Origin of the sequence: Streptomyces sp. NPDC056527, assembly GCF_042794475.1 — a bacterium.
Taxonomy (GTDB): domain Bacteria; phylum Actinomycetota; class Actinomycetes; order Streptomycetales; family Streptomycetaceae; genus Streptomyces.
This window is the reverse complement of sequence record NZ_JBHTTQ010000001.1, coordinates 180,322-198,083: the sequence shown is the minus strand read 5'-3', so window position 1 is coordinate 198,083 and position 17,762 is coordinate 180,322. Positions and strand designations below refer to the sequence as shown.

Below are 17,762 nucleotides of genomic sequence, written 5' to 3'. Positions count from 1 at the left end.
CCGATGGCCGATAATCGGTGGGCCTTTGACATATGCCAGAAGCACCACCGTATCGAGTGTTGCCAAATCTCTTACGGGCTGTGCTTGCCTGTGCAACAGTCGTATCCGGGCCTTGTTCCACAGATCGCCCGCGCCGCGCCTGTATCGGAGTACGACATGCCGTCCCATCTGTTCGCGGACCGTCCCGCCCAGCCGCCGGAGCCTGGCACGGTGGACGCGTTGATCTCGCAGACCCGCCGTCTGCGCGGTGACGTGGACGCCGTACGCCGGGACGCGGTGCTGGACGAGGACGACCCGAAGAACCGCTGGCAGCGCGCCCTGTGCGACCTCGCCGTGCACCAACTGGACGACCTGGGCGCCCACTTGGGCCAGCTCAAGGCCGGTCTCCCGGACGAGCTCCCCGTCGTGCCCGGTGCCGACACGATCGAGGTCGAGGCCGCTTCGGGCCCCGGCGCCGCCTACGGCGGCCCCGCCCCCGCGCGCACCGGCTCCCTGCTGAGCCGGGTCGGCAGCGCCGAGTGGAATCTGCTGACCGACGAGGTCAGTTGGTCGGAGGAGCTGTACCAGATCTTCGGCCGGACCCCGGAGAGCGGTCCGATGTCGCTCGACGAGCTTCCCTCGATGGTGTTCGCCGAGGACCAGTCGCTGCTCCAGGCGATGGTGACGGACTGTCTGATCGACGGAAAGCCGATCGACGGCGAGTTCCGGATCGTCCGCACCGACGGCCGGGTCCGCACACTCCACATGATGGGTGAGCCGGTCCTCGACGCCGACGGCTGCACCGCCTCCATGTGGGCCGTCTTACGGGACGTCAGCGAGCTGCGCCGCAGCGAGCGCGCCGTCCGCGAGTCCCGCGACAACCTGCAGCGCCGCCGCCACATCGAGCGCACCGAACGCCGGGTCGCCGTCGAGCTGCAGGAGGCCGTCCTGCCTCCGTGGCGCGGTTCCCTGAGCTTCGCCCACGGCGGCCCGGGCGCCCCGCTCGACGTCGCCGGCCACTATCTGCCGGCCGCGACGACCGGCCTGATCGGCGGCGACTGGTACGACGCGCTCGCCCTCCCCGACGGGGACGCGCTCCTGACGGTCGGTGACCTCACCGGGCACGGTGTCTCCGCCACCTCCTCGATGGCCATGCTCCTCGGCGCGCTGCGCGGGATGGCGGTGGCCGGAATTCGCCCCGGGGCCCTGATGGGCCATCTCAACCAACTGCTCGAGACCTCGGTGCAGCCCGCCCTGGGCAGTGCGATGTGCTGCCGTTACGACCCGGCGAGCCAGACGCTCTCCTGGGCGCAGGCAGGTCACCCCGCCCCGCTGCTCTTCCGCAACGGAACGGGGCGCGCTCTGAAGCGGCCCGACGGTGTGCTCCTGGGAGCCACGGCCGCGGCCGCGTACGAGGAGTCGGAGATCCGGCTGCTCCCCGGGGACCTGCTGATGCTGCACACGGACGGGCTCACCCGGCGCGGCGGTATGGACGACACGGGCACTCAGCGCCTGCTCGCGCTGGCGCCACGGCTGACCGAGGCACGGGACGCGCAGGACTGCGTGCGGTCCGTGGTCGAGGAGTTCGGCCAGGCACCGCGTGAGGACGACGCCTGCGTGATGGTGGTCAGGGTCGGACAGTAGGCAGCAAGCTCAGGAGGGCATACCGGCGGAGCCGGTGTGCCCTTTCTCGTACGTACGGGGTGGGGTGGCGGGAAGCCACCGAGGGCCGGCCGGGCCGGATCCGCATCAGATCGAGCCGGACCGCGGTCGCTTCGTGGCCGGCTTGGGCAGCGCGAGCTCGATCTCCTCGCGCAGGTCCTCGATCTTGGCGTAGCCGGCGTACTGCCCGGTCAGTCGGTACATCTCCCGCAGCCGGTCCCAGGTGCGGTGCGAGGAGGTCTCCCCCATGGAGACCAGGGCGAGCCGCGCGTACCGATCGGCCTGCTCCGGGTCGTCGGCGATGAAGCAGGCCGAGGCGAGCGAGATGTAGTCGAAGAGCTTGGAACGGTTGTGTCCGTTGCGGCGCAGTTCGAGCGCCAGCTTGGCGTGGCGCTGCGCCGGGACGGCGGCCGTGGGGTCGTGCTCGGCGAGGGTGCGGAAGGCGAGGGCCTGCATCCCGTGCATGTCGGCGTCGTCGAAGTTCTGCATCCAGCTCGGCGGTGGCACGTCCGAGCGGTCGGAGACGAAGAGGTCTTCGGCCTCACCGAGGGTGCGGCGCATGGCCTGCCCCTTGCCCATGGATGCCTGGGCCCATGCCTCGATGGTGTGGAGCATCGCCTGGGTGCGCGGCAGAACCTCCTCGCCCGATCCCGACTTGGCGAGCTTCATCAGGTCGAGGGCGTCGTCGGGCCGGCCGAGGTGGACCATCTGGCGCGCGGCGCGGGACAGGGCCTCGCCGGCGCGTGGCCGGTCGCCGCCCTCGCGGGCCGCGTGGGCGGCGATGACGAAGTACTTCTGGGCGGTGGGTTCGAGGCCGACGTCGTGGGACATCCACCCGGCGAGTACAGCCAGGTTGGCGGCCACGCCCCACAGGCGTCGCTGGAGATGGTCGGGGTGGTGGTAGGCGAGCATCCCGCCCACTTCGTTCAACTGGCCGACCACCGCCTTGCGTTGGAGTCCGCCGCCACGGGAGGCGTCCCATGCGCGGAACACCTCCACCGAGCGCTCCAGTGCCTCGATCTCCTCCGACCCGATGGGGGCGGCCTCGTAGCGGTCGAACCCAGCGGGGTCGGCGTGGAGGGGATCGTTGGCGCGGGGGGCTTGCGCGGCGGCGCGTGCGGGGTCGGTGTGGAGCCAGTCGTGCATGGCGCTGGTGAGTGCGGAGCCGGCGGCGAGCACGGCGCCCGCGCCCATCAGGCCGCGTCGGTTGAGCATGAGGTCCATTCCCGTGAATTCGGTGAGGACCGCTGCCGTACGCTCGGGCGCCCAGGGCAGCCCGTCAGGGTTGTCGTTGTTCCTGACGTTCTGCCGTTTCCCGGCGCGCCCGTGTCGTACGAACCCGAGGTCCTCGATGGTCACGACACGGCCGAGTCGCTCGGTGAACAGAGCTGCCAGCACCCGGGGTACGGGGTCGCGCGGGGTCTCCCCCATGTCGATCCATCGCCTCACCCGTGAGGTGTCGGTCGACAGTTGCGGATGGCCCATGGCCGCCGCCTGCCGGTTGACGAGCCTCGCGAGCTCTCCCTTGGACCAGCCGGCGAGGCCGAAAAGGTCTGCCAGGCGGGTGTTGGTCTGTCCGGTCACGTCTAAGCCCCCAGGTTCTCGGCTGAGTTGACAGTAACCCCCTGTCATAGGGCTGGCGACTATTCGCCATGCTTCGCCAGGGTGCGCCCGATGTTCCGCCACCCGCGCCGGGGTGTCAGGTAGGAACGCGCCACCCCGCCCCGGTAACCGGCCCTCATTCCCCAGGGTGCGGACCGGAGGCCGGGCGGGGCGACGCATGCAACTTGTCGGCGCACGAAGGGATCTGTCTCCTCCATGTACACAGCATCGTCCTCCGTGTCCGCCCCGCCCCGGCTTCAGCACCGTTCCGTGCCGGCCGGCAGCGGACCGTATCTCGCCCCCGTCCCCCCGGCGAGCCGCGCGAGGCGCTGGGCGGGCCCTGCCGCTCAGGCTCCCAGCGGGAGAATCGACCTGTCCGGCCCCCAGGGGGCCCAGGTGCGGATGGCGATCGCCTCCGTCCACCGGATCTGCCCGGAGTTCAACCCGGTACAGGTGCTGCGGCGCAGCGGCCGTTCCGTACTGATCGTCGGGACGACCGGGCGGACGACCGCGGTCGCGAAGTGTTTACTGGACCACTCCCCCGCGTGGGTCGAGCGGTTCCAGCACGAAATAGCTGCTTACCGCTCGTTCGTCCGACACCGCCCGCCGGTGCGTGCACCGCGGCTGATCGCCGCGGACCCCGACAACTGCACGCTGGTGATCGAGCGGATGCCCGGACGGGCGGCGGCGTTGACGCGCCACCCCGTGGAGGCCCCGCCCCGCGCGGATCTGCGCGCGGCTCTGGGGGCGATCGCCCGGCTGAACGCCTGGCGGCCGCCGGCCGGGACCTTCGACGCTCCGCTCGACTACGGTTCGCGGATCGCGCGCTACCACGAGCTGGGGCTGTTCACCGACCGGGACCGTGACGATCTGCAGAAGCTGCTGCACGGTCTGGCGCAGGCCGGTGGACGCCAGGGCATGGGCCAGTTCTGCCATGGCGACGCCCTGCTCTCCAACATCCTGCTCTCCCCCACGGGCCCGGTCCTGGTGGACTGGGAGCACGCCGGCTGGTACCTGCCCGGCTATGACCTGGCGACGATGTGGGCGGTGCTCGCCGACGCTCCGCTCGCGCGGCGCCAGATCAGTCAGCTCGCCCAGCAGGCGGGGGCGGCGTCCAGGGACGCCTTCCTGGTGAACCTGATGATCGTGCTGACACGGGAGATCCGTACGTACGAGACGGCGGTTCAGCGCACCATCAAGGAGGCCCCGCCCGCCGGTTCGGTCCCCGTCCCCTCCGGCGCGGTCTCGCCCGGCGAGGAACAGCGGCTGCTGCTGCGGCGGCTGCACGACGACTGCGCCATGGCACGGCGGGCCGTGCGCGCCGCGGTCGGTACGCGGTGAAGCCGCGCCGACCGTACCCGCGAGGGTGATACACCGCGCGCCCGGTGCGGACACACCGGGCGCGCGGTGTTCGTTCTTCCCCCCTCTCCCGCATGACTCATTGGTCCACTCCACTGACGCGCCGCAGGCCCGCGCACCTCCGCCGCGAAACTCCGCGATATGCCGCCTGACATGGGAAATCCCGTGTGGTGGCGGGTGACTGACGGATCGTCCGGAAGCCGATACCCCTGTACGGGTTCGGCCCCGCACGCCCCCTCATCACCCCACGTATCCGGAGGCTGCCTTGCACCGTTCCGCGTCGCACAGACGGGTCGCCCGAACGGTGGGCGCCGTGGCGTCCGCCGCTCTGCTGTTCCCACTTCTCTCGGCCGCCCCGCCGGCCACAGCCGGGCCGCGCGAGTCCGACTCGCTCCAGCGGCAGTTCACCGCCGCCGCCGAGCGCCAGGGTGTTCCGCCGAGTGTGCTGCTCGCGGTGTCGTACCTCCAGTCGCGGTGGGACGCGCACGGCGGGGCGCCGAGTGTGACCGGTGGCTACGGACCGATGCACCTCACGGACGCCGTGACCGCGCTGGCCGAGGCTCCGCACCACTCGCACGGCGAGGAGGACGCGCGAGGCGACGGCTCCCGCGCGGCGCGCCACGGCGCGCAGGAGGGGGCGGCACTGCCGAAGGCGGCCGAACTGCCGGACCGTCTCAAGACGCTGGACCGGGCCTCGGAGCTGTCCGGGATCCCGGCGGAAGAGCTGCGGACCAGTACCGCGGCGAACATCGAGGGCGGTGCCGCGCTGCTCGCCGCCGCCCAGCGGGCGTCTGGCCGGCCGCTGAGTTCCGACCCGGCCGACTGGTACGGGGCGGTGGCGCGCTACTCCGGCGCGGATGACACCTCGACCGCGTCGACGTATGCCGACGACGTGTTCGACGTGATCCGCGGCGGTGAGAGCCGGACGACCGACAGCGGGCAGGTCGTCACGCTCGCGGCCGACCCGGACGTCGCTCCCGCGACCGGTCAGGTGCGGTCGCTGGGGCTGCGGAAGCCGAGCACCGGGCCGACGGAGTGCCCGCGCACGGTGGCATGCGAGTGGATCCCGGCGCCGTACGAGGAGTTCGGGGACGGCGACTACGGCAACCACGACAAGGCGAACCGGCCCGACTCCCAGTCGATCGACTACATCGTCGTGCACGACACCGAGGCGACCTGGGACGTCACCCTCAAGCTGGTGCAGGACCCCACCTATGTGTCGTGGCAGTACTCGCTGCGCTCCTCGGACGGGCACATCGCACAGCATCTGCCGTTGAAGGACGTCGGCTGGCATGCGGGCAACTGGTTCGTGAACGCCAAGTCGGTGGGCCTGGAGCACGAGGGATTCCTGACGGCACCTGACTCCTGGTACACGGAGGCGATGTACCGGACCTCCGCGCGCCTGGTGCGGTATCTGGCGCAGCGCTACGACATCCCGCTCGACCGGCAGCACATCCTCGGCCACGACAACGTGCCCGGCACGGTCACCTCGACGATCCGCGGGATGCACACGGACCCGGGGCCGTACTGGGACTGGGCGCACTACTTCCGGCTGCTGGGGCGGCCGTTCACGCCGACCGCGGGCCCGAACGCGGGCGTGGTGACGATCCGGCCCGAGTTCACCGCCCACCAGCCGGTGTACACCGGCTGCGTGAAGGCGGGAGAGGCGTGCGCGCCGCACGGAAGCGGCGCGGTCCGGCTGCACACGGCGCCGAGCACCGACGCCCCGCTGGTGAAGGACATCGGTCTGCGGCCGGGCGGTGAGGACTCGACGACCGGGGTCAACGACACCGGCGCACGGGCCTCGACGGGCCAGCAGTACGCGGTGGCGGAGCGCGACGGCGACTGGACGGCGATCTGGTACCTGGGTCGGAAGGCGTGGTTCCACAACCCGAGGAAGCGTCCCACGGCGGTGAACTCCCGTGGTCTCGTGCTGACCCCGAAGGAGGGGGCCACGGAGATCCCGGTGTACGGGCGGGCCTATCCGGAGGCCTCGGCGTATCCGGCCGGTGTGCCGGTCCAGGCGGTGTCGCCGCTGCCGTACAAGCTGCTCGCGGGCCAGTCGTACGTCGTGGGCGATCGCACCCCGGGCGAGTACTACTTCGCGCCGGTGTTCGACACCACCGGGCACAGGGTCGTCCGGGGCCAGGAGGAGTACTACGAGATCCAGTTCGGCCATCGCGTGGCCTTTGTGAGGGCCTCTGACGTGCGAGTTTCCCACTCCTGAGCGGAGGGCCCGAAGGGGTGTGGGCGGTGCCGGGGCGCGGGGGGGCGTGTCGGCACCGCTCGCGCTCATATGACTAACTCGGGGTGCCGCGTGGGCCGTACGTGGGCGGGGTAGGGCTCGGCCCGGACATCGCCCACGCTCACCGGAAGGCCCCGCACGCATGGCTCAGCCCTTCGTTCTGCCGGATTTCTATGTTCCGTATCCGGCGCGGCTCAACCCCCATGTGGAGAGCGCCCGCACGCACACCCGGGAGTGGGCGCGGGCGATGGGGATGCTGGAGGGCTCGGGCATCTGGGAGGAGCAGGACCTCGAGTCCCACGACTACGCGCTCCTGTGCTCGTACACCCACCCCGACTGCGACGCCGACGCGCTGTCACTGGTGACCGACTGGTACACCTGGGTGTTCTTCTTCGACGACCACTTCCTGGAGGCCTTCAAGCGCACCCAGGACCGGTCGGGCGGCAAGGCGTATCTGGACCGGCTGCCGAGCTTCATGCCGATGGATCCGTCGACGGCGACGCCCCGGCCGGCCAACCCGGTGGAGGCCGGGCTCGCGGATCTGTGGACGCGGACGGTCCCCGCCATGTCCCCGGCCTGGCGTGCGCGGTTCTCGGAGGCCACCGAGGCGCTGCTGTACGAGTCGCTGTGGGAGCTCGACAACATCAACGAGGGGCGGATCGCCAACCCCGTCGAGAACATCGAGATGCGCCGCAAGGTGGGCGGTGCGCCCTGGTCGGCGGGGCTCGTCGAGTACGCGGCGGGCGCCGAGGTCCCTGAACAGGTGGCGCACTCCCGTCCGCTCCGTGTGCTGCGGGACGCCTTCTCCGACGCGGTGCATCTGCGCAACGACCTGTTCTCGTACCAGCGCGAGGTCGAGGACGAGGGCGAGAACAGCAATGGCGTGCTGGTCCTGGAGAAGTTCCTCGGATGCACGACCCAGGAGGCGGCGGAGGCCGTCAACGACCTGCTGACCTCGCGGCTGCAGCAGTTCGAGAACACGGCCACCACCGAAGTCCCGGGACTCTGCCTGGAGAAGGGGCTGACCCCCGAGGAGTGCGCGGCGGTCGCCGCGTACACGAAGGGGCTGCAGGACTGGCAGTCCGGCGGGCACGAGTGGCATCTGCGCTCCAGTCGCTATATGAACGAGGGCCTGGACACCGGTCCTTCGCGGCTCGACGGGGTGCTCGGCACGTCCGCGCTCGACATCCGCACCCTCTTCGGCCGGCCCGCCGCCTCGCGGCTGCGCACGCTCACGCATGTGCCGCACCAGAAGGTGGGGCCCTCACTGCTGCCCGAATTCGACCTGCCCTACGCGCTGTCGCTGAGCCCGCACCACCAGGAGGCACTGCGCCTGTCGGTGGACTGGGCGGAGCGGATGGGGCTCCTCGACGACATCTGGGACCGGCCGATGCTGGAGGGCTTCGACCTCGCGCTCTGCTCCGCGGGCCTCGACCCGGACGCCACCCCGGAGGAACTGGAACTCAGCGCCGAGTGGCTGACGTGGGGCACGTACGGGGACGACTTCTACCCGTTCGTCTTCGGCCGGTCCCGCGACCTGATGGGTGCGAAGGAGTGCACCGAGCGTCTCAAGTCCCTGACGTCGGTGGACGATCCGGCCGCCGGAAAGGCGTCCGCGGTCGGTCCGATCGAGCGCTCGCTCGCCGATCTGTGGGCCCGCACGACCGCTCCGATGGCGACGGAGGCCAGGGAGCAGCTGCGGACCGCCCTCCATGTGATGCTGGACAGCTGGATGTGGGAGCTGCACAACCAGGCCCAGCACCGGGTGCCCGACCCGGTGGACTACATCGAGATGCGGCGTACGACGTTCGGTTCCGAGCTGACGATGCTGCTCAGCCGGCTGCGCCGCTCCGACGTGCTGCCTCCCGAGATCTTCCGTACGGGCACCGTCCGCGCGCTGGAGGGCTCGGCGTCCGACTACGCGACGCTGGTCAACGACCTCTTCTCGTACCGGAAGGAGGTCGAGGTCGAGGGCGAGGTCCACAACGGCGTGCTGGTGCTGCAGACCTTCTTCGACACCGACTATCCGACGGCAGTGTCGATGGTCGACGATCTGATGCGTGGGCGCCTGCGGCAGTTCGAGCATGTGAAGCAGCACGAACTTCCCATGCTGTACGAGGACTTCGCGCTGAACGCCGAAGGGCGCGCAGCCTTCGAGGCGTATGTGGGGGAGTTGGAGGACTGGCTCGCCGGGATCCTCAACTGGCACCGGAGCGTGCGCCGTTACGGCGTCGGCGATGTTCGCTCCGGCAGGAGTACGACGCGGGTACGGAGGGGCCCGACGGGGCTCGGGACGTCCGCGGCGCGGGTGGGCGCGCTGTTCGGACCGTGACTCCGTGACGGCGGGCGGGGCCGCTCAGGAGGAGCGGCCGCGCAGCTCGTCCAGTTCGCGCCGCTCGCGCTTGGTGGGGCGGCCGGCGCCGCGCTCACGGACGCCGGCGAGGGCCACGTGTTCGCGCGGGGGCGGCGGCGGGCTGTTGTCGACGTACGCCTCGGCGGCGACCGGCGGGCCCACCCGCTTGGTGAGGAGCTGCTTGACCTCGACGATCCGTTCCCGGCCGCCGTGGAAGAGCCGCACCTCGTCGCCGGGCTTCACCGGCTGGGCGGGCTTGGCGCGCTCGCCGTTCACCTTCACGTGTCCGGCCCGGCAGGCCGCGGCGGCCTGGGAGCGGGTCTTGGTGAGACGGACCGCCCAGATCCAGCTGTCGACGCGTGCGCTCATCGGCCCCCGCCCTCCCTGTCAGCCCTGCTGGAAGAGCTCGGCGGGCAGCGGCTTGAGGAGCGCGTACAGGTCGTCGGTGATGGGCCGGTCCCAACTGGCGATCGTCACCAGGACGTTGTCGCTGCGGTCGAACTGCACACAGGAGATCCGGCTCTCGGAGAGCTTGATGCGGCGCACGATCAGCAGGTTGTCACCCTGCATCACGGGCATGTCCTCGGTTTCGAGGACCTCCACCGGCTCGTCGTTCTCCAGGGCCGCGAGGAGCTGCGCGACCTCGAAGGGGATCTGGCCCTCGGCGAGCTCGCGGGCGGGGGAGCCCTCCGGCAGATTGCCGATGATCATCGCGGGGCCGCGGCCGCCGAACAGGTCGTACCGCAGGAAGACACCCTGGCAGCTGCCGTCGGGGGCGGGCAGCAGACCGGCGCCGAGGTTGCCGGGCCAGTCCCCCGGGTCCATGGCCAGGACATCGAAGTCCGGACCCGCGGGTGTGGCGGCGCTGCGGCGGCGGAGGAAGGACATAGGGCCATGGTACGTGCCCCGGACCCCGATGCGACGCGCCGGGGCGGGTCCGGTGACCGGGCGTTCGCGGGCCCGACGCATGGGTGCGAGGCCGGACCCGGACACACACGCCGGACGGGTCCGACGACGGGTCCGCACGTCCGTGCGCGGGCTCGGCGCCCGGGGCCGCCGACGGGCTCCGGATCCACTCGCCGGACGGTTCCGGCGAAGCTCCCACGTGCTGCCACGCGCCCGGCGCGCCGGCCCGATGGCAGTCGGGACCCGCACGAATCCCGACGTCCGGTCGACGGCGGGACGCACGTCCGTGTGCACGCGGGCCGGGACCTTCACCCCGAGCGAATCCGACGGCGGGTCGACGACCGGACGCACCTCCCGCCGCGCGCCGGGCGCGCGGGTGCGACGTCCGGCCCGGGGCCACGCCCCGGACGGGACCGGAGGTCGTCCCCGGGCTCAGCCGGGGCGGCCGGGCTCCGGCGTCTCGCGGCCCGTCTTGCGCATGGCCTGGGCGAGGCCGGCGCGGTCGGTGCCGAGTTTGCGGTAGACGGCGGAGAGGAGCTGCGTCACGGCGGCCGCGTCGGCTTCCAGGGCGGCCGCCGCGTCCTCGCCACGGACGGTGAGCTCGGCGGCGGCGCGCTCACGCGCGGTGAGCGTGTCAGTGCCGGTCGAGTGGAGGGTGCGGGGCCGGAGACCGGCGGCGGTGAGCTCGGCGCGGGCCACCTCCCCCAGGCCGTCCGCACCGCAGGTCTGGGCCGCCTCCAGACCTCGGTAGAGGTACTCCGCCGCCTCGTCCGTGCGGCCGGTGCGGCGCAGGGCGGAACCGAGGGCGACGAGGGAGCGTGCCAGCTCGTACGCGGCGGGCGACCGCTCCAGCCAGTCGACGGACTCCTCCAGGAGCTTCACCCGCTCGTCGCCTCCGACGACCTCCGCGGTCACCCGCAGCGCCTGGCCGATCGCGGACGGCGCGCCGTACTGGCGGGCTCGGGCGACCGCCTCCAGGGCGGTCTCGCGCGCCCGCTCGGGGGTCTCGCGCACCTCGGCGAGGGCGAGGTGGAGCAGCCAGGGGCACCAGGCGGGGTTGCGCATCCCACGCGGGTCGAGGCGGCGGCCGACCGCGGCAAGCTCGGCCGCGGCCTCCTCGACGTGTCCCCGGGCGAGGAGCAGTTCGGCGTACACGGTCTGGGAGTCCGGGAACGTCACCGCGGCGGGGAACGGCTCGCCGAAGTCGTGGGTGCGGGCGATCCGGTCGGCCTCCTCGACCCGCCCACGGGCGAGCAGCACCTCGACCATGACGCCGACGGCGTACCACTGGGCAGGGGTGCGGGGGCCGACGCGCTCGGCGAGGCGCAGCCCCGCACGCACGAAGTCCTCGGCCTCGACGAGCCGGCCGCGCCGGTAGCGGATGTAGCCGAGGAGGGTGTACGCGAAGGAGAGGTGCGCTCCGCGCCAGCCCTGGCGCTCGAACTCGGCGGTGCCGGCCGCGAAGAGCTCCTCGGCGCGGCCGGGCCGGTCGGCGTAGAGGAAGGTGAGGGCCACCAGGACCGGGACCTCGAAGCCACGGCTCTCGTCGGCCCAGCTCAGGCCGCCCTCCAGCGCGCGCTCGGCGTGGTCGACGGCGACGGCGGAGGGCTCGGCACGCAGGGTGGCGTCCCAGGCGCGCAGGCCGATGACGTACCGCTCGGTGAGGTCGCGGCCGGTGAGCCGGTCGGCGAGCCGGGACAGCCGGCGGGAGCGGGCGGGCGAGTCGGGTTCGTCGGCGCGGAAGGCGTCCCACATGAACTTCTCGGCCTGCATACGGAGCCGACTGCGGGCGTCGGTGGTGAGCCGGGACTCGCGCCCGAGGAGTTCGGAGGCCTCCACCAGCCGGTCGCTGTGGGCGAGGACCTGGGAGAGCCGGTAGACGATGCCGTGGCGCAGGGCGGGGTCGGAGACGGGCTCGGCCAGGGCGGCGCGCAGATGGTTGACGGTGGTGGCGGGCTCGGTGAGGAGGGAGGCGCTGCCGAGCTCGAAGAGCACGGCGGCGCGGTCGTCGTCGGCGGGCGGTTCCCGCAGGGCGCGCGCGAGGAAGCGACGGGCCGCGTCGGGGGCGCCGGCGCGCAGGTTCTCGTAGGCGGCGGCGCGCAGCTGTTCGACGACCCAGGGGTCGCCCTCGGGGTGGGTCTCCAGGAGGTGCCGGGCGGCGGCGCCCGCGCCGAGGCCCGCGTCGATGACGCACCAGGCCGCCTGGCCGTGCAGTGCGACGCGGGTGGCGGCGGGGATCGCCTTGTAGACGGCGGTCGCGATCAGCGGGTGGACGAACTCCAGGGTCTCGGTGCCGGCGAGTATGCGGGCGTCGCGCAGGCGCTCGGCGCAGTCGGCGACGGCTTCTCCGCCGAGTCCGGCGACCGCGCCGGCGAGCTGCGGGGAGATCTCCGTGCCGAGGACGGCGCAGGCCCAGGCGAGACGGACGGTGGCGGTGCCGAGCCGTTCGAGGCGCGCGGCGAGTCCGCTTCCCTTCGCGGCGGCGGCGAGGTCACGGAGCTCGTGGGCGCCCTGCGCGGTGGGTTCGAGGCCGCGGTCGCGGACCTTGGCGGCGAGTTCGACGGCTTCGAAGGGGTTGCCGGAGGTGACCGCCCAGCACTCGCGGCAGAACGTGTCGTCGGCGTGGGCGCCGACCCGGTCGCGCACCAGGCGGGCGATGGCGGTGGAGGTGAGCGGTTCGAGCCCGAGGGGCCGCTGCCCCGACCGTCGTCCGGTGAACTCCTCTCCCGTGTCCGGGAGTTCGTCGGGCCGGTAGGCGACGACGAGGAGCATCGGCAGCTCTTCGGCGCGGGGCGCGAAGGCGGAGAGCCAGCCCAGGGACTCGGGGTCGGCCCAGTGGGCGTCGTCGAGGACGACGACGAGCGGAGCGCGTCGGACGGCGAGGTGGGTCAGGACCCAGTCCAGTCCGTCGCGCAGGCCCTGCGGGTCGGGCGGCGCGCCCTGGCCGGCGGTGCACAGCCCGAGGGCGGGGCCGACGATGTCGTACCAACTGCCCAGCTGTGTGCGGAGTTCGGCGTCGGAGGAGGCGGCGAGCTGGGGCTGCAGGAGCTGTCGGGCGACATGGAACGCGACCTGCTGCTCCTGGTCCCCGCCCCGGGCGGAGAGCACGGCGCAGCCCTTGCCGGCGGCGCGCCGCCGGATCTCGGCGAGCAGTGTGGTCTTCCCGAGTCCGGCGGGCGCGGCGTAGGCGAGCACGCCGCCGCGCGGGGTACGGATCCCCCGTGGGTACGGAGTTCCGGCGTCCGGGCCCACGGGCTGTCCGGCGACGTCCTGGTCCTCGCCCGGCGGCCCTGTGTCGGGGGCCACCTTGCGTACGCCGGCGTCGCGATCGTCACGCGGCGCGCCGATGTACCGTTCCCCCTTGAGCAGGCGCAGCCGGTGTCCCTCCGGTGCCGCCTGCTCCGTGTCCTCGCGCGGGAGCGGGGCCCGCTCGGCCGAGGCAGGCGGAACCGGCCACGGGTCGTCGCCTCCGAGACCCGTCAGCAGGTTCAACGCCTCTTCCCCCGCGGCGAGTTCGGCCTCGCGCTCGAAGAGACCGAAGCCACGGCGGCCCGCCATATCGCTCCGTACTGTCACGTTCCACCCCCACGCCGGGGGCGCACACCCGGCGCGCGGATGAGTGCGGCCGGGCCGAGGCCCCGCGAAGATCCCAGCGTACGCCGGTAGGCGCCCCCTGTGACCCTTAGACGGAAGACCGTGTCGCCCTCTCCGCGAGGCGGTGCAGAACGGTCAACGCCTCCTCCGCGCGGGCGTGTTCGACGAAGAGGTGGTCGTGGTGGAAGCCGGCCACGACGTTGCAGCTCAGCCCGGCGCCGGCGAGTTCACGGGCGACCGCGGCGGTGAGTCCGACGGCGTCGAGGGCGGAGTGGACCCGGAGCGTGATCCAACCGGCCACGTAGTCGTACGCCAGAGAGGCCGCATCCGCCTCCTCCTGGCGTACCACCAGGGTGAGCCCCTCGCGCTCGGCGACGGTGGCGACCGGGACGACGCCCGCCGGAGCGGGGCCGTCCACGGTGACGAAGACATAGCGGCCGGGATTCAGTTCCGGCCGCATCCCGGCGACGAGCCGGGTCAGATCACGCTCTGCACTCATGATCACCACCCTAGGGCGGGCGGGACCACCGGCAGCGATGACAGCGCGTCAGGTCAGATCGAACTCACCTTCGCGGGCGTTGACCACGAACGCCCGCCACTCGGCGGGGGTGAAGATCAGCGAAGGCGCCTCGGGCCGTCCTCCGTTGCGCATCGCGATGAAGCCCTCCACGAAGGCGATCTGGACGTCTCCCGCGCCCTGGCTGCTCGACCGCCAGTCTGCGTCGCTGAGGTCGAGTTCCGGCTTGTCCCAGCCCGCGAAGGCGTGCTGGGTGGTGGTGCTCTCCGCCACGTCCGTGCTCCTCCCGCATCCCGCAACATCGTCGTCCGAGGGCTCAGGGTAGCGAGCGGTTCCGGGTGCCGACAGACGTCATGCCGCCGGTGGCCGGTCCCCCACGAGCCACATGGAGAAGAACTGCGCACCCCCTCCGTACGCGTGTCCGAGCGCCCTTCGCGCCCCGTCCACCTGGTGTTCGCCGGCCTGCCCGCGCACCTGGAGCGCGGCCTCCGCGAAGCGGATCATCCCGGAGGCTCCGATGGGGTTGGTGGAGAGCACGCCGCCCGAAGGGTTCACCGGCAGGTCACCGTCCAGTTCGGTGACCCCGGCCTCGGTGAGCTTCCAGCCCTCGCCCTCCTCGGCGAAGCCCAGGTTCTCCAGCCACATCGGCTCGTACCACGAGAACGGGACGTACATCTCGACGGCGTCGATCTCCCGGCGCGGGTCGGTGATCCCGGCCTGCCGGTAGACGTCGGCGGCGCAGTCCTTGCCGGCCTGCGGCGAGACGAAGTCCTTCCCGGCGAAGAGCGTCGGCTCGCTGCGCATCGCGCCGCCGTGCACCCAGGCGGGCGGCCGGGGCGAACGCTCGGCGCCCGCACGGTCGGTGAGGACCATCGCACAGGCGCCGTCGGAGGACGGGCAGGTCTCCGAGTAGCGGATCGGGTCCCAGAGCATCGGCGACGCCTGGACCTTCTCCAGGGTGATGTCGTGCTCGTGGAGATGGGCGTACGGGTTCTTCAGCGCGTTGCGCCGGTCCTTGTACGCGACGAGGGAGCCGACGGCGTCGGGGGCTCCGGTGCGGCGCATGTAGGCGCGGACGTGCGGGGCGAAGAACCCGCCCGCCCCGGCCAGGAGCGGCTGCTGGAAGGGGACGGGCAGGGACAGGCCCCACATGGCGTTCGATTCGGACTGCTTCTCGAAGGCGAGGGTGAGGACGGTGCCATGGACGCGGGCGGCCACCAGGTTCGCGGCGACGAGCGCGGTGGATCCGCCGACCGAACCGGCGGTGTGGACGCGGAGCATGGGCTTGCCGACCGCGCCGAGGGCGTCGGCGAGGTACAGCTCCGGCATCATCACGCCCTCGAAGAAGTCGGGGGCCTTGCCGATGACGACGGCGTCGATGTCCGCCCAGGTCAGCTCGGCGTCCTCCAGGGCACGCAGGGCGGCCTCGCGGACGAGTCCGGCGATGGAGACGTCATGCCGGGCGGCGACGTGCTTGGTCTGGCCTATCCCGACGACGGCGACTGGCTCCTTAGGCACGGTTCTCCCCTTCCAGGACGGCGACCAGGTTCTGCTGCAGGCAGGGGCCGGAGGTGGCGTGGGCGAGGGCGCGGTCGGAGGCGCCCCGGTGGATGCGGGCGGCGGCCTCGCCGAGCCGGATGAGGCCCGCGGCCATCATGGGATTGGCGGCGAGCGCTCCGCCGGACGGGTTGACCCTCACCCTGTCGTCGAGGTCGAGGGCTCGGCGGAGCACGACCTCCTGGGAGCTGAACGGCGCGTGCAGCTCGGCGGTGTCCACCGGCCGCTCGAAGGCGCCGGCGCGTTCGGCGGCGAGCCGGGTGGAGGGCGAGTCGGTGAGATCGCGCACCCCGAGGGCATGGGGCTCGATCCGGTGGTCCATGCCCCGGATCCAGGCGGGCCGCTCGCAGAGCTCCCGGGCCTTGTCCCCGACCGCGAGGACGACCGCGGCGGCGCCGTCCCCGATGGGCGGGCAGTCGCCGGTGCGCAGCGGACCGACGACGTACTCGCCCTGGGGGCGGGCGCCGGGCAGCTGGGCGTGCGGGTTGGCTCTCGCGTCCTCACGGCTGCGGGTGGCGATGGAGGCCAGGGCGGGCTCGTCCGTGTGGCCCGCGTCGATGAGCGCCTGTGCCTGGAGGGCGGCGAGGGCCACGGAGTCGGGCCAGAGCGGGGCGAGGTAATAGGGGTCCAGCTGCCGGGTGAGGACGTCGCGCACGGAGCCGGGCGAGGACTTCCCGTAGGAGTAGACGAGCGCGGTGTCGGCCTCGCCGGTCAGCAGCTTCACCCATGCCTCGTAGAGCGCCCAGGCGCCGTCCGTCTCGACGTGGGACTCGGAGATGGGCGGCCAGGCGCCGACGCCGTCCAGGGCCATGGTGAAGGAGAAGGCGCGCCCGGCGAGGTAGTCGGAGGAGCCGGAGCAGGTGAAGCCGATGTCGGAGGTCTTCAGGCCGGTCTGCCGCAGCACCTCGTGGAGGACGGGCATGACCATCTCGACCTCGGAGAACTCGTCCGTGGTCCGGAGATGGTCGGTCTGGGCGAAGGCGACGATCGCCACCTCTCGGTCCGGCGTCACAGCAGCTCCTTGTACGTGTCGTAGTCGGCGTCGGGCTCGCCGCAGGGCCGGTAGTGGTCGGGGTAGCGGCCGTCCTCGCTCCATACCGGTTCGACGCGCAGCCCCATGCGGACCTGGTCGTACGGAATGCCGCCGATGCGGCCGTGGAGCGCGAGCCCGGCGCCGTCGAGGGCGATGTGGGCGTAGACGTACGGGACTTCGATGTCGAGGCCGCGGGCCTTGATGTTGACGATGCAGTAGGTGGTCACCGTGCCGCGCGGGCCGACCTCGACCTGTTCGGTCGTGGCGACGCCACAGGTGGGGCAGGCGCCGCGGGGCGGCACGTAGACCTTCGTGCAGGACGGGCAGCGCTCCCCGACGGTCCTGTTGTCGGCGAGCGCCCGGAGATAGGCGGTCTGGGCGCGGCCGGGACTGTACGTGTAGTCGAGCCGCGCGGGCGCGACGATGCCGGTCACGGGGTCGTCGAAGGCGCCGTCGTGATCGCGCGTCCCGGTCACGGCCTCGCCGTCGTACGGCTCGAAGCAGGCGATGTCGGTGATGGCGCCGGCCCGTTCGGCGGCCCAGCGGATCCGGACCCGCATCCCGGTGCGGACGGTCTCGGGTCCGGGCGCGTCGAGGGCATGCAGGAGTGCGGTGTCGGCGCCGTCGAGCCGCACGAGGACCCAGGCGAAGGGGGTCGTGAGCGGTTGTCCGGGGCGGGGTTCGGGGTTCCACGCCCAGGTGGTGACGGTGCCGGCGGCGCCGACCTCGACGAGTTCTCGGAGTTCGGCCGCGGTCTCGGGGTCGTACTCGACGGGTGGCACGAGCACGCGCCCGCCCCCGGTCCGTACCCCGAGCACGGTGCGCTCGCGCAGGCCGGTCAGAAACGCGGACTGCACGGGCCCGAGGGACCGGGTGAAGGGGAACTCGACGACGAGCGGTGCGCGGAGTGTCTCTGGCGCGGGGGCGGGGGGCAATGGAGGCTCCTTGGTCCGAG

13 protein-coding genes are annotated in these 17,762 nt (G+C 72.4%); 4 read left to right on the top strand and 9 right to left on the bottom strand.

The features are described from left to right. The first annotated feature begins 156 nt into the window (after window positions 1-156). Window positions 157-1,623 (top strand): PP2C family protein-serine/threonine phosphatase, encoded by a 1,467-nt coding sequence (locus tag ACFQ7Q_RS00945; RefSeq protein WP_383547931.1) that lies wholly within the window; start codon window positions 157-159, stop codon window positions 1,621-1,623. Between the two features lie 105 nt (window positions 1,624-1,728). Here ACFQ7Q_RS00945 and ACFQ7Q_RS00940 read toward each other — a convergent pair whose 3' ends face one another. Beyond that, on the bottom strand, window positions 1,729-3,225 hold the full coding sequence (locus ACFQ7Q_RS00940; RefSeq protein ID WP_383547929.1) for a hypothetical protein: 1,497 nt from the start codon (window positions 3,223-3,225) through the stop codon (window positions 1,729-1,731). Between the two features lie 234 nt (window positions 3,226-3,459). On the opposite strand from ACFQ7Q_RS00940, the gene ACFQ7Q_RS00935 reads away from it, so the two are divergent. The 3 genes from ACFQ7Q_RS00935 (at window position 3,460) to ACFQ7Q_RS00925 (ending at window position 9,179) form a co-directional block, all read left to right on the top strand. Continuing rightward, window positions 3,460-4,584: an aminoglycoside phosphotransferase family protein gene (locus tag ACFQ7Q_RS00935; protein ID WP_383547926.1), complete on the top strand. Its 1,125-nt coding sequence runs from the start codon at window positions 3,460-3,462 to the stop codon at window positions 4,582-4,584. Window positions 4,585-4,906: 322 nt separating this feature from the next. Next, on the top strand, window positions 4,907-6,829 hold the full coding sequence (locus ACFQ7Q_RS00930) for an N-acetylmuramoyl-L-alanine amidase (protein ID WP_383548306.1): 1,923 nt from the start codon (window positions 4,907-4,909) through the stop codon (window positions 6,827-6,829). 160 nt (window positions 6,830-6,989) lie between these two features. Further along, entirely contained in the window at window positions 6,990-9,179 is a 2,190-nt protein-coding gene (locus tag ACFQ7Q_RS00925; RefSeq protein WP_383547923.1) for a germacradienol/geosmin synthase, read from the top strand. 24 nt (window positions 9,180-9,203) lie between these two features. On the opposite strand, the gene ACFQ7Q_RS00920 is transcribed toward ACFQ7Q_RS00925, so the two are convergent. The 8 genes from ACFQ7Q_RS00920 to ACFQ7Q_RS00885 all read right to left on the bottom strand — a co-directional run bounded on the left by ACFQ7Q_RS00920 (window position 9,204) and on the right by ACFQ7Q_RS00885 (window position 17,742). Continuing rightward, entirely contained in the window at window positions 9,204-9,569 is a 366-nt protein-coding gene (locus tag ACFQ7Q_RS00920) for an RNA-binding S4 domain-containing protein (RefSeq protein ID WP_329124204.1), read from the bottom strand. A gap of 18 nt (window positions 9,570-9,587) precedes the next feature. Continuing rightward, entirely contained in the window at window positions 9,588-10,088 is a 501-nt protein-coding gene (locus ACFQ7Q_RS00915) for a hypothetical protein (protein WP_383547920.1), read from the bottom strand. 450 nt (window positions 10,089-10,538) lie between these two features. Further along, window positions 10,539-13,664: an ATP-binding protein gene (locus tag ACFQ7Q_RS00910; RefSeq protein WP_383547918.1), complete on the bottom strand. Its 3,126-nt coding sequence runs from the start codon at window positions 13,662-13,664 to the stop codon at window positions 10,539-10,541. A gap of 124 nt (window positions 13,665-13,788) precedes the next feature. Then, window positions 13,789-14,199, bottom strand: a complete 411-nt coding sequence (locus ACFQ7Q_RS00905; RefSeq protein ID WP_383547915.1) for an ACT domain-containing protein — start codon at window positions 14,197-14,199, stop codon at window positions 13,789-13,791. A 48-nt stretch (window positions 14,200-14,247) separates the two neighbouring features. Then, on the bottom strand, window positions 14,248-14,490 hold the full coding sequence (locus tag ACFQ7Q_RS00900; protein WP_383547912.1) for a DUF397 domain-containing protein: 243 nt from the start codon (window positions 14,488-14,490) through the stop codon (window positions 14,248-14,250). Window positions 14,491-14,568: 78 nt separating this feature from the next. Next, on the bottom strand, window positions 14,569-15,735 hold the full coding sequence (locus tag ACFQ7Q_RS00895) for a thiolase domain-containing protein (protein WP_383547909.1): 1,167 nt from the start codon (window positions 15,733-15,735) through the stop codon (window positions 14,569-14,571). Further along, a complete protein-coding gene (locus tag ACFQ7Q_RS00890) occupies window positions 15,728-16,786 on the bottom strand; it encodes a thiolase domain-containing protein (RefSeq protein WP_383547906.1) in 1,059 nt (352 codons plus the stop codon). The genes ACFQ7Q_RS00895 and ACFQ7Q_RS00890 overlap by 8 nt, the downstream gene beginning before the upstream one ends. Further along, window positions 16,783-17,742: a Zn-ribbon domain-containing OB-fold protein gene (locus tag ACFQ7Q_RS00885; RefSeq protein WP_383547903.1), complete on the bottom strand. Its 960-nt coding sequence runs from the start codon at window positions 17,740-17,742 to the stop codon at window positions 16,783-16,785. The genes ACFQ7Q_RS00890 and ACFQ7Q_RS00885 overlap by 4 nt, the downstream gene beginning before the upstream one ends. Window positions 17,743-17,762 lie beyond the last annotated feature (20 nt).